This is a genomic window from Mesorhizobium sp. B3-1-7, assembly GCF_006439385.1.
Classification (GTDB): domain Bacteria; phylum Pseudomonadota; class Alphaproteobacteria; order Rhizobiales; family Rhizobiaceae; genus Mesorhizobium.
This window is the reverse complement of record NZ_VFTL01000042.1, coordinates 1-12,497: the sequence shown is the minus strand read 5'-3', so window position 1 is coordinate 12,497 and position 12,497 is coordinate 1. Positions and strand designations below refer to the sequence as shown.

The following is a 12,497-nucleotide window of genomic DNA, read 5'->3' as shown; positions in this document are numbered from 1 at the left end:
CGCGTGGCCTTGAATAGCGGTTTGGACCGTTGCATGATTCCTCGCGCGCGCTCTCGGCGACCGCCGGGCGTCGCAATCCGGCACGGCGCCGTCATCGCCGGACCTTCATCGAAAGCCGCGGAGCCATCGGGCGATGACGACCATCCATCAGTTCGCTGTGTCGGAAGGGCAGGAATGGGTGCTGCCGGTCGATGACGAGACCCACGAGGAGTTCTTCGGCCTCGACGGGCGCTCGCTCGAGGGCTGGCAGCCGCCGTTGATGCGGCGCGTCGAGGAAGGCGAGCGGCTCTATTCCGATTTTCCCTGGCTCGGCGAGCACGCGCCGCTTTTGCGCCAGCCGGCCGTCGACGCGCTGGCGGCGGCGCTGCGGCCCTATGGCGAGCTCGTCGCGCTGCGCGGCGAGAAGGTCTGGCTGCTCAACGTCACCAATGTGATCGACGCGCTGGACGAGGCGCGCTCGCAGATCGTCCGCTTCGAGGACGGCGACATATTGGCGATTGAGCGCTACGCCTTCGACGCGGAAAAGATCGGGACGGCGGAAGTGTTCAAGCTGCCGATGCGGGCCTCCCCGGTCTTCGTCAATGAGGTGTTCGTCGAACGGGTCCGCAAGGCCGGGTTGCACAACGTGTCGTTCGAGCCGCTATGGACATCGGGAACGGCAATCGCTTGACGAATAACAGTTATTCCAATCATTGAGGTGGCGTCGTCCCCCATCCGCCTGCCCGCACCTGGGCAATCGCATGGGTGGTTCCCCCGCTCCGTCGCTGCTTCGCAGCGCCGAGACGGAGTGGGGGGAACCCCCTAGGCGATTTGCCGCATCCGCTGTGCCGCCGCCCCTGGCCCGCCCGCTGGGCGCATCTGGAGCATCGCTCTGGCCCAACCCGGACATGCACGAACGGGATGGCCATTATAACCAGACGCATTATAACGGTCGCTGACATAGCGACGACCAAGGGGAGACGATGCGTTACATACGTCCGCTTTCAATCGAAGATGCCGTTGGCGAACTCGCAAAGGCGGTAGGACCGGCCGCGATCCTGGCCGGGGGCAGCGACCTTTTGGTGAGGATGAAGGGCGGCTTCATCGAGCCCGAACTGATCGTCGACATCAAGGCGATCGGTGGCCTGGCCGACGTCACCGAAACGGCTGACGGTTTTCGGATCGGCGCCGCGGTGCCCTGCGCGGTGCTGGGCGAGAACAAGGCGCTGCGCAAGGCATGGCCGGGCGTGGTCGAGGCGGCCAATCTGATCGGCTCCAAGCAGGTGCAGGGACGCTGCACCATCACCGGCAATCTGTGCAATGCCTCGCCCGCCGCCGACAGCGTGCCGGCGCTGGTCGCGGCCGCGGCACAAGCGGTCGTCGCCGGGCCTTCGGGCAAGCGCACCATTGCGGTGGAGAGCGTGCCGACCGGACCGGGCCGAACGTCTCTCGCCAAGGGCGAGATCATCGAGGCGATCCTGCTGGAGAAGCGGCCTGACCATGCGGGCGACGCCTATCTGCGCTTCATTCCGCGCACCGAGATGGACATCGCGGTGGTGAGCGCCGGCGTCAACCTGACGCTGGACGATCACGGCGCGATCAAGACCGCCCGCGTGGCGCTGGGCGCCGCCGCCCCCACGGTGCTTCTGGTCGAGGAAGCAGGCCAGGTGCTAATCGGCTCGAAGCTCGACGAAGCCACGCTGGAGCGGCTGGCGAAGATCTGTTCCGGCGCCTGCCGCCCCATCGACGACAAGCGCGGCACCATCGAATTCAGACGGAAAGTCGCGGGCGTGCTGGCGCAGCGTGCCGCGGCAATCGCCTACAAGCGTGCGGGAGGCAAATAATGGCCGGTGTAGCTGTATCAACCACGATCAACGGCGACGCCGTCGAATATCTGTGCCAGCCCGACGAGACGCTGCTGGACGTGCTGCGCGACCGGCTGGGGCTGACCGGCGCCAAGGAAGGCTGCGGCACCGGCGACTGCGGCGCCTGCAGCGTCATCGTCGATGGCCGCCTGGTCTGCTCCTGCCTGGTGCTGGGCGCGGAAGCCGAGGGCCGCAGGGTCGAGACCATCGAAGGCATGGCGCATGGCGACCAGTTGCACCCGCTGCAGCAGAAATTCCTGGAGCACGCGGCCTTGCAATGCGGCATCTGCACGCCAGGTTTCCTGATTGCGGCCAAGGATCTGCTGGAGAACAACCCCTCGCCCACCGAGGAGGAAATCCGCTTTGGCCTCGCCGGCAATCTCTGCCGCTGCACCGGCTATGACAAGATCGTGCGCGCCGTCCAGGACGCGGCCAACGTGATGAAGGGAGCCTGATCATGAACTTCGATCCGCGCTACTCCGGACGCAACTTCTCCTCGGTCGGCACGCGGCCGATCCGCCCCGACGGCATCGACAAGGTGACCGGACGCGCCCGCTACGGCGCCGACTTCAACATGGCCGGCCAGTTGGTGGGCCGCGTGTTGCGCAGCCCGCACGCGCACGCCATCATCAAGAAGATCGACACCTCGAAGGCGGAAAAGCTCGCCGGCGTGAAGGCGGTGATCACGGCGAAGGACCTGCCCGACCTCACCGATGGCGATGCCGCCATGTATGACATCCTCGACAATTCGATGGCGCGCAAGAAGGCGCTCTATGACGGCCATGCGGTGGCCGCGGTGGCGGCGATCGACGCCCGCATCGCCCGCCAGGCGCTGAAGCTGATCGAGGTCGATTATGAGGTGCTGCCGCATGTGACCGACGTCGACGAGGCCGCGCAGCACCACGCGCCGCTGATCAACGACCAGGTCTTCACCGAGGGGCTGGAGGAAAAGCCGGCAAAACCCTCCAACGTCACCAAGCGCACGCAGTTCGGCCATGGCGATGTGCACAAGGGTTTTGCCGAGGCCGATTTCATCATCGAGCGCTCCTTCAAGACCGAGCAGACGCACCAGGGCTACATCGAGCCGCATGCCTGCGTGGCGAGCGTCAACCCGGACGGCACGGCCGACCTGTGGGTCTGCACGCAGGGCCATTTCGTCTACCGCCAGCATTGCGCCCAGTTGCTTGGGCTGGAGGCCTCGAAGCTGCGCGTCACCTCGTCGGAGATCGGCGGCGGTTTTGGCGGCAAGACCCATGTCTGGGCCGAGCCGGTGGCGCTTGCGCTGTCGCGCAAGGCCGGCCGTCCGGTAAAACTGGTGATGACCCGCGACGAGGTGTTTCGCGCCTCGGGCCCGACCAGCGCCACCTCGATCGACGTCAGGATCGGCGCGAAGAAGGACGGCACCATCACCGCCGCGGAAGCGACGCTACGCTATAGCTGCGGCCCCTATGCCGGCTCCTGGGCCGAGATCGGCGCGATGACGGCGTTCGCCTGCTACAAGCTCGAAAACGTCAAGACCGTCGGCTTCGAGGTGCTGGTCAACAGGCCGAAGACGGCGGCCTATCGCGCGCCGTCCGCGCCGATGGCGGCCTTCGCGGTGGAAAGCTCGATCGACGAGCTTGCCCGCGAGATCGGCATGGACGCGGTGGACTTCCGCATCAAGAACGCCGCGCAGGAAGGCACCCGCGCCTCCTACGGCCCGGTCTACGGGCCGATCGGCATCGGGCCGACGCTGGAGGCGGTGAAGAAGCATCCGCACATGAAGGCGCCGCTGAAAGCCAACCAGGGGCGCGGCATGGCCTGCGGCTTCTGGTTCAATTTCGGCGGCCAGACCTGCACGGACTTGAACATCGGCATGGACGGCTCGGTGTCGCTGGCCGTGGGCACGGTGGATGTCGGCGGTTCCCGCGCCTCGCTGTCGCTGGTGGCGGCGGAAGAGCTCGGCATCGACTACTCCAACGTCAAGGCGATCGTCGCCGACACGTCATCGCTGGGCTACAACGACATGACCGACGGCAGCCGCGGCACCTTCTCCTCCTCGATGGCGACGATCTCGGCCGCCCGCAACGCGATCAAGATTCTGCGCGATCGCGCCGCGCAGATGTGGGATATCCCGGTCGACGACGTAGTCTGGGAAAAGGGCCATGCCATCGCCAAGGGCGAGAAATACGGCAATTTGTCGCCGCTGTCGCTGAAGGACATCGCGGCCAAGTCGGGCACGACCGGCGGCCCGATCGCCGGCCATAGCGAGCTCGTCGCCGACGGCGCCGGCGTCTCCTTCGCCACCCATATCTGCGACATCGAGGTAGACCCCGAGACGGGTGCTGCCCGGGTGATCCGCTACACGGTGGTGCAGGATGCCGGCAAGGCGGTGCACCCGACCTATGTCGAGGGCCAGTACCAGGGGGGTGCCGCGCAAGGCATCGGCTGGGCGCTCAACGAGGAGTATATCTACGGCAAGGACGGGCGGCTGCAGAATGCCGGCTTCCTCGACTACCGCATCCCGGTCTGTTCCGACCTGCCGATGATCGACACGCAGATCCTGGAAATCCCCAACCCCAACCACCCCTATGGCGTGCGCGGCGTGGGCGAAACCTCGATCGTGCCGCCGCTGGCGGCGATCGCCAACGCGGTGTCGAACGCGGTGGGCGTGCGCATGACCCACATCCCGATGTCGCCGCCGCGCATCCTCGCGGCGCTGGAGGCGGAGCGGGAAGGCTGATGCCGAAAAGCGCGAAGCGGTTTTCGGCTCCCACCCGATGAGGACCTAATGGTCGCCGTCACGCTCTGGGGCTCGCTCAGCGCCGTCGCCGGCGGCAAGGCCAAGCACGACATCGAGGCCAAGGACATCAGGGAGCTGTTCCGCAAGCTGGCGGAACAGTATCCCGGGATAGAGCCGTGGATCGACCGCGGGATCGCAGTGGCGATCGACGGGGTGATTTATCGGGATACGTGGGGGAAGGAGCTGCCGGAGGGGGCAGAGATTTTTCTGCTGCCGAGGCTGGCGGGGGGATGAGTGGGGGCGCTCCAGCAACTCTTCGCGCCTTGCGGCACTAGCAGCTAGCCTTTGTCGCTTCGTTGCTACGTCAGAAAGATTTTTGTTCCCTTTTTGTTCCATAGATGATATAGTGGTAGGCATATTTTTGGCGCCCGCCGTATCGCGAACAGAGCGTCTCGCAGCTTTTTTGGTGAATTACGACTGGAAAGTTGCGAGAATTTCGACGAGGGTTTGCGAGTAGTTTGGCGGGAGGCTCAAATGGTAGACACAGTTTTCCATGTTGCAATACATCATCTTCAACGAGTTAGCGATGTTTACCAAGTTATACCCGGCAATGGCGCGATCCCAGTATCACGAACAGCCAAACGCCTCGTTGATGAATTGCAAAAATTATATGGACGCCGCCCGTCGAAAGCCCACGGCAAATTTTCGACGGATTCAATCAACTATCCTACCTCGGCGAACCTGCAGAATTACCTCGATGGAAAATTGACCTTTGGAGAGGTCACTTTAGCTCTTATGGCGACGCTGCAGAAGCAAGCGCAAGCGAAGTCAGCATCTACGGGTGGTCATGTATTTTTCGCGCATTTTGAGCGAGAGGGATCACAATATTTTCTTGTTGCGATCGTAACCGACAAACTGAGCGCCGCGTTAACGCAAGGTGACAATCTGGAGGACGTAACGCATCTTGACATTGAAGGCTTTCGTTTTGCGGGGCGAGTGAACCTGTCGGGCTGGGCAAGTGCTGAGGAACGATACATTGGATTTCTCAAAGGAAAGGGCTCCGTTTCTGAATACTTCAAGGAATTCCTGGGGTGCGATACGACGATCTCAAACCGCGTTGAGACAACTTCGCTCGTAGAGGCGTTGAAGGCATTTGCTGATAAGCAGAATTTTGACTTGAGTCGAAGGGACGATTTTATGGAGCGTGCCTTAGATATCTGCGACCGCGATGCCCGCGCCGGCAAACCTATCGAATTCACGACTCTTGCAAATGAGCTTTATCCCGAAGACCCCGAAACCTTGACGGAGGTTCTTTCCGATCGGAAGGTGAATGATGGATTTGTTGCGGACCGGCGTGCCCTGAAAGGCTTGGTGAATTTCAAGAAAAAGACGCCCAATTGGTCGGTTGAGTTCGATCGTCGAGCATTGCACTCGGGCAAGGTTCGGTACAACCCAAAGGACAATGCAATTACGCTGCTCGATGTACCGGACGACTTCAAACGAGAACTGACCGAAGAGTTGGCCGGTGACTAGAGCTCTCACATGGAATGATTTGCTCGATATTTACCGAGAGACGACGTGGCTCGGCGGCGAGAGCGCACGTGTTAGAATAGCTAACGACGGTATCTTAGATACATTCCAACTGGTCGAAGTATCCGACAGAGCAGAAGCCGATGCGAACCTCGCAGCGCTGGTTGACCTTGCAAAGGTTAAGGTCGGGGACACCATTCAATGTCGAGTAGGATCGCCACGGCTATCGCTAGGCGTACTGGCTGATGACTGGGACACCTTTCTTTCTGCGCCGGATGCAAGGATTAGAGAGCCGAACGCATACTTCATCAAAGAGGACGAATCCTACAAGGATATGGCTCCGCCTTCCCCGCGAGTAGCCAACTACCGATCGATGCTGGATTTCATTAAGCTACTCGCCAACGCAGCTCTGTTTCTGGACGTCGAGCGTCAGACGCTAGTTTATTTCAAGGATAAAAAGGTTGAGATACCCATCCGGTTCTCGGCCGCAAATCTTTCGCTCCTGGATGGCAATAGCCTGAATGCTCTTCGAGAGGCACTTGACGGGAAGGTCCACAGCGAACAGCGCTTAGCTATTTTTTCAGACGCTATTCTCACACTTGCCACCTCGCAGGCCATGGACAACCGCTTTCTTTATCTGACACGGAATGTGGACGAGCTAAGCCGTCGCGTCACAGATGGTTATCGCCTATTCGCTTCTAGCTTCTCTTATACAAAAATTCGTGGTGATGTTGAAGCGGCACAGTCTGATTATATTGGGCGAATACACAAAACGTTCGTCGATATTCAGAGCCAGCTTCTTGGACTTCCGGTCGCAACAGTGGTCGTCGCAACGCAACTTAAAGACGTGTCCGGATGCGGCGTGGCAGCATGGGCCAACTTTGCAGTGATAGGAGGAGCATGGCTCTTTGCCCTGCTGCTCATTGGCTCTTGCATCAATCAATGGTTCACGCTTGCAGCCATTAAGTCTGATCTGAAGCGCCAACGACTCAAGTTGACCCGAGACTTTTACGAGATTAGCGCTCAATTCAATGATATTTTTGACGGGTTAGCGCGGCGTATTAGCTGGTATATAGCGGTTTTAACGGTGATAGGTTGCGTGGCGATTGGTGGTGCCGCCTTTGCCACACTTGTTTTTGAAAAAGTTACGGACGTAGACCTGTTTTCCACCTGCATGCCTTGAGGTCGCGTACTGCTGTGGCAAGAAGTCTCACAAGCATTTTCTACTACTACTGATTTATCTATCTTCCGTTGACACTCCGCTGGCTGCTGGTTGCTCAAGGAGTTTGACATCTTCAAGGTCTTTTGGCTCCCCAACCGTTCTTTTGTGCTCAATCAGTAACAGGCGATTTAATATCGGGATGGAGATGCCATCGACCTCGTATACTTCCGCCGTGCAATATGCGTCTTGAAAATTAAGCCCCGGCGCGAAGCTAAGCACGTCAATATTATGTTCTCCCGTAACTTTGAAGTGACCAACCCTATGATCCAACAGCTTCGCCTTGCCGTTCGGGTCCGCCCCCAAGGCCGGTATCGCAGCCATCAACCGGTCGATCATCAGGGGATCCGCGCCGACGAATAGATCGACGTCTCCAGTTTTCCGCGCTGGGCGATGATACTTAACTGCTACCCCTCCGATCACAACGAACGGAACTTCGTTGTCCGTCAAGTTGTGTTCCATCCATCGCAATTGGTGTGGGTGAAATAAAGCCATCGATTACCTTAAGCGCGAGAGTCAAAGCGACAGTTACATTACGATTGTGTCGGCCAATTCCGCCGAAGCCCCCCCTCACACCCCCAGCGTAGGCTCGGTATTCACCTCCAGCGCTTCTTCCGCCTCGTCCTCCTCGCCGAGCACCTCGCCATGCACGCCGAGCGCGCGGCCGATCCAGATCGGGTCGATCAGGTGGTCGCGCTTGGGGTTGGTGGTGTTGGGGTGGATGAGGATGCTCAGGCCGCCGTGGTTCAGCATCAGCCAGGGAACCAGCGAGGCGAAGATTTCGGTGGCAAAGGAGACCTGGTACATGGCCTGCTCGTGCGGGCCAACCGGTTCGTCGCGCCAGTTGCCGAGCCGCACGCGAAAACGCTCGCCGATGCGCTGGCGCAGCCATTCGGCCTGCCGGCGCTGCGCCGCATCGCCGTAATAGATGTGGGCGTGATAGCTGGCGATCTCCGCAAGCGGTCTCGGATCGTGCGGCGTGGCTTCGGTCATCGCTGCTCCCTCCCCGGTGGTTCCGGTCTGTCGTGCGCAGCGGAACTCTATGCGGTTCTTCGTTGCCTGGAAACGGCGAGCCGCTCTACAGACTGTTTAGCATCGGCGCGTTTGGCGCGTGATCGCAGACGCCGGCGCTGCCCCCACTCCGTCTCGGCGCTGCGCGCCGAGCCACCTCTACCCCCACTTTGTCTACGCTATGGACACATCTTCTGTGACTGGCGCGACTGATCAGGCCGAGGCTTGATTGCCACGTGGTTCCCCCAATCCGTCGCTGCTTCGCAGCGCCACCTTTCCCCCCTCCGGAGGGAAAGGAAGGGAACGTTGCTGGACGAGCGTTGACGGCAAAAAGCTTGGCGCCCTTCCTCTACCCCGTCGATCGGGGGAGAGGTGGCTCGGCGAAGCCGAGACGGAGTGGGGGTCGACCAGCGCTACATTAGACAATGCATGCGCCAAGCTGCCATGTACGCTATCGCCAAAGGCCAGCCGCGTGGAATGTGTGCATGCCGTAGGGGGCGAGGAACGCTAACCGCCAAGGCCGCGACCTCGGCCGGCCTTCTTGCCGCTCAGCCGCTCGACCGCGTCGACGATCAGGTCGCAGAATTTTTGATGGTCGAGCTTCATCGCCACGCTGTGGCGGAAGTTCACCTGCTCGCTCGCCGTGCCGCCGAAATGGCGCATGCCGCCCATCTTCTCGAAATTGCAGACCGTCATGCCCCTGGTCCAGCGTCCGGCGGTCTCGACGCGGATGTCGGCCTTCTGCGTGGTGAAGACGCTTGCGTCGATCATGGCCGCCACGCAGCAGGCGTCATGCACGGCGGGATATTCGATCTGCAGGAGGCCGCCATGCGTGGTGGCGATGAATTCCCAGATATCGAGGATGAACTTGGCGATCGAGCCGCCGGCGGCGCGCACCCTGTCCTGCAGCTCAGGCGTGGCCAAAGCCTGGTGCGTGAGGTCAAGCCCCACCATGGTGACGTCCCAGTCGGCGCGGAACACCACGTCGGCCGCCTCCGGGTCGGCATAGACGTTGAACTCGGCCGCCGGTGTGATGTTGCCGCGCGTGAAGCTGCCGCCCATCGCCACCACCTTCTTCACCCGGCCGACGATACGCGGGTCCTTGCGGGCCGCGAGCGCGATGTTGGTGTAGGGTCCGACCGGCACCAGCGTGACGGTCTTCGGCTCATGCGCCATGACGGTGTCGATGATGAAGTCGACGGCATGCCGTCTGTCGAGCTCGAAGGACGCCGGCGGCAGTTCGGGGCCGTCGAGCCCGGTCTCGCCATGGATCTCGATCGCCAGCACCTGGTCGCCGACCAAAGGGCCGGGCGAGCCCTTCGCCACCGGCACCTCGATGCCATAGGCCGTGCAGGTGGCCAGCGCGTTGCGCGTGGTGTTCTCGACATTGTGGTTGCCCGAAACCGTGGTGATGCCGAGCAGGTCGATGTTCGGGTTGCCGGCCGCAAGCAGGATGGCGATGGCGTCGTCGTGCCCCGGGTCGCAGTCCAGGATGATCTTTTCCATGGTTCCTCCCTGCGGCGATTACAGACTGGGGTGTGTTGCGGCGTCAAGGTTCGTCGGTTGGCACAAAGGCGGGTGCAACATCGCGGATGCCGGCGCTGCCCCCCGCTTCGTCTCGGCTTCGCCGAGCCACCTCTCCCGCACCTTGTCGGGCGAGGAAATGCTAATCGGCAAGGGCGCGGCCTTTGCAAGCTTGGGTTCCTCGCCCCCGCCAAAGGTGCGGGAGAGGTGGCTCGGTGCGCAGCGCCGAGACGGAGCGGGGGAGCGCCGCTGGCGATTACGCGCCACGTTAGAGTGCCCCCTACCCCTTGCTGCCATTCCCGCCGCTGCCCCACAGCGCGCGCTGCAGTAGGCCTCGCCCGCGCTTCCTCGGCGCGAGCTCGACGTCGCTGACCAGCCGCGCCCCGTCCTGGCGCCGTTCCAGCGTGATCTTTCGCGTGTGGAAGGCTTCCAGCTCGGCGCGGTGCGCGACGCTGATGATGGTGACCTGGGGCAGCACCTTGATCACCGTCCGCATCATCTTGTCCTGGCTCTTCTCGTCCAGCGCCGAGGTCGCTTCATCGAGCACCACGATATCCGGCGCGTGCAGCAGCAGGCGGGCGAAGGCCAGGCGTTGCTTCTCGCCGCCCGACAGCGTCTGGTCCCAGGGCGCCTCTTCCTCCAGCCGGTCCTTCAAATAGGAGAGGCCGACCTTGTCGAGGGCCGCATTGATCTCTTTCGTCTTCCAGTTGTCGGCGGCGGCGGGATAGGCGGTGGCGCGGCGCAGCGTGCCGGACGGGATGTAGGGGCGCTGCGGCAGCATGAACAGCCGCTTGCCCGGGTGGAAATCGACGCTGCCGCTGCCCCAGGGCCAGAGACCTGCAATGGCGCGCACCAGCGTCGACTTGCCCGAGCCGGATTCGCCCGAGACCAGCACGCGCTCGCCGGGCTCGATCATCACCTCGGTTTCCTTGACCACGGCGGTGCCGTCGTCGAGCGTCACGGAAAGATCGTTGAGGCTGAGCATCGCCCCGTCTTCGGTCTCGCCGCGTTGGATGCGGCCGAGCGTGTCGTTCTCTTCGGCGCGCTCCAGCCCGTCCAGCGACATCATCAACGAGGCGATGCGGTGGGCCGACGCGTTCCAGTCGGCCAGGCGCGGATAATTGTCGACCAGCCAGCCGAAGGCGCCCTGCACGATGGCGAAGGCGGAGGCCGCCTGCATCACCTGGCCCAGCGACATCGAGCCGTCGAGGAATTTCGGCGCGCACAGAAGCACCGGCACCACCGGCGCGAACAGGCTGGAGCCTTGCGAGACCAGTGCCGTGCGCATGTGCTGGCCGGTGAGCCGCGCCCAGCGGCCGAGCACGCCGGCGAAGGTGCGGTCGATGCCGGCGTTCTCCTCCTCCTCGCCGCCGAGCAGCGCGATGCTCTCGCCGTTTTCGCGCACGCGCGTCAGCACGTAGCGGAACTCGGCCTCGGCCTGGTTCTTGTCCTCGGAAAGCTGGACGAAGCGGCGACCGATGGCGAACATCGAGGTCGAGGTGATCGCCGCGTAGATGACCGCGGTGACGACGAGGAAGCCGGGCACGGTGATGGTGGAGCCGCCCAGCGTAAAACTCAGCGCGCCGCCGATGGTCCACAGCACCACGATGAAGGTCGAGGCCGACAGGAAGGCGTTGAGGACGCCGGCGATGAAATCGACCGGCGATTCGGTGGCGATGCGCAGGTCCTCGGTCAGGCGGGCCTCGGGATTGGCATGGTCGCCCTTGACGAGGTTGAGCTGGTAGTAGCGGCCGCTGGCCAGCCAGCGCTGGATGACGGCCGTGGTCAGCCAGGAGCGCCAGCGCCGCTGCATGGTCATGCGCAGGTAGACTTGCGCGACCACCAGGCTGATGCTGCCGGCGACCAGCGGCAGGAAGATGCCGCTCAGCCAATAGACGGTGTGGGCGTCGCGCTGCTCGATGGCGTCGAAGATCGCGCGGTTCCAGCGATTGATGCCGTATTGGAACCCGACATTGACGCAGATCAGCGTGAGCAGCCCGATCGTCAGGGGCCAGGCGAGCCTGTCGCCGTGCAAACCCCAATAGCCGCGACCGCTGATCCAGAAGCGCCGCAAAAGGTATTTCTTGCGCGCCCGCTCGGCTTCCTCCGGCGAAAGCGCGGGACCCGGCTCGGCGGCCTCCGGCGGCGGCGACCCGGCATGGCCGATGGCTTCCGGTGCTGCTTCGGCGGGCGCCTTTTGCCCAGGCGGGTTCTCGTCGGCCTGTGGCTTGCGTTGCCGGACTTCGTCGTCCTTCAGCTGGTCTTCTTGAAGTCTGTCTTGCCGCGCCTTCTGCGCGCGCGGCTTCGGGGCGCCACGCGGTTTCGACTGGCGCGGCTTGTCCTGGCGCAGCGGCGCCGAACGCGGCTTGCTTGCACCGCGCTGCGTGGCGCTGTCGGCCGGTTTCGGTTTGTGCTTGGCCGGGGGCATCGCGCGACAACGGCCCAAAAATCAAAAGGTTTCATGCGGGCCGCCCAGGCCAATCGCCGAGGGCGCTCCCCCTCTCCGTCTCGGCTCCGCCGAGCCACCCCGCCCTTGGCGGGGGCGAGGAACCGCATGCATTGTCTAATGTAGCGCTGGTCGACCCCCACTCCGTCTCGGCTTCGCCGAGCCACCTCTCCCCCGATCGACGGGGTAGAGGAAGGGCGC

Annotated in this window: 11 protein-coding genes; 7 read left to right on the top strand and 4 right to left on the bottom strand. The window is 62.8% G+C overall.

Translation table 11 applies throughout. The features are described 5' to 3' along the window. The first annotated feature begins 133 nt into the window (after window positions 1-133). From FJ417_RS27940 to FJ417_RS27910, 7 genes are all read left to right on the top strand, one after another. Entirely contained in the window at window positions 134-670 is a 537-nt protein-coding gene (locus tag FJ417_RS27940; RefSeq protein WP_140785668.1) for a DUF1629 domain-containing protein, read from the top strand. 292 nt (window positions 671-962) lie between these two features. Beyond that, window positions 963-1,823, top strand: coding sequence for a xanthine dehydrogenase family protein subunit M (locus tag FJ417_RS27935; protein WP_140785667.1), 861 nt, complete (start codon window positions 963-965; stop codon window positions 1,821-1,823). Then, window positions 1,823-2,299 carry a (2Fe-2S)-binding protein gene (locus tag FJ417_RS27930; RefSeq protein ID WP_140785666.1) on the top strand — a complete coding sequence of 159 codons (477 nt, stop codon included), beginning with the start codon at window positions 1,823-1,825 and terminating at the stop codon, window positions 2,297-2,299. Before FJ417_RS27935 ends, FJ417_RS27930 begins: the two co-directional genes overlap by 1 nt. A gap of 2 nt (window positions 2,300-2,301) precedes the next feature. Beyond that, complete coding sequence (locus tag FJ417_RS27925) at window positions 2,302-4,566, top strand: xanthine dehydrogenase family protein molybdopterin-binding subunit (RefSeq protein WP_140785665.1); 2,265 nt, start codon at window positions 2,302-2,304, stop codon at window positions 4,564-4,566. Window positions 4,567-4,614: 48 nt separating this feature from the next. Continuing rightward, window positions 4,615-4,860, top strand: coding sequence for a MoaD/ThiS family protein (locus FJ417_RS27920; RefSeq protein WP_140785664.1), 246 nt, complete (start codon window positions 4,615-4,617; stop codon window positions 4,858-4,860). 240 nt (window positions 4,861-5,100) lie between these two features. Then, a complete protein-coding gene (locus tag FJ417_RS27915) occupies window positions 5,101-6,099 on the top strand; it encodes a nucleoid-associated protein (protein WP_140785663.1) in 999 nt (332 codons plus the stop codon). 19 nt (window positions 6,100-6,118) lie between these two features. After that, on the top strand, window positions 6,119-7,279 hold the full coding sequence (locus FJ417_RS27910; protein ID WP_181183320.1) for a hypothetical protein: 1,161 nt from the start codon (window positions 6,119-6,121) through the stop codon (window positions 7,277-7,279). A 54-nt stretch (window positions 7,280-7,333) separates the two neighbouring features. Here FJ417_RS27910 and FJ417_RS27905 read toward each other — a convergent pair whose 3' ends face one another. From FJ417_RS27905 to FJ417_RS27890, 4 genes are all read right to left on the bottom strand, one after another. Further along, a complete protein-coding gene (locus tag FJ417_RS27905; protein WP_281405932.1) occupies window positions 7,334-7,777 on the bottom strand; it encodes a hypothetical protein in 444 nt (147 codons plus the stop codon). 108 nt (window positions 7,778-7,885) lie between these two features. Continuing rightward, window positions 7,886-8,308, bottom strand: a complete 423-nt coding sequence (locus FJ417_RS27900) for a DOPA 4,5-dioxygenase family protein (RefSeq protein ID WP_140785660.1) — start codon at window positions 8,306-8,308, stop codon at window positions 7,886-7,888. A gap of 525 nt (window positions 8,309-8,833) precedes the next feature. Beyond that, window positions 8,834-9,832: a nucleoside hydrolase gene (locus FJ417_RS27895; protein WP_140785659.1), complete on the bottom strand. Its 999-nt coding sequence runs from the start codon at window positions 9,830-9,832 to the stop codon at window positions 8,834-8,836. 298 nt (window positions 9,833-10,130) lie between these two features. After that, entirely contained in the window at window positions 10,131-12,278 is a 2,148-nt protein-coding gene (locus FJ417_RS27890) for an ABC transporter ATP-binding protein/permease (RefSeq protein WP_246680662.1), read from the bottom strand. Window positions 12,279-12,497 lie beyond the last annotated feature (219 nt).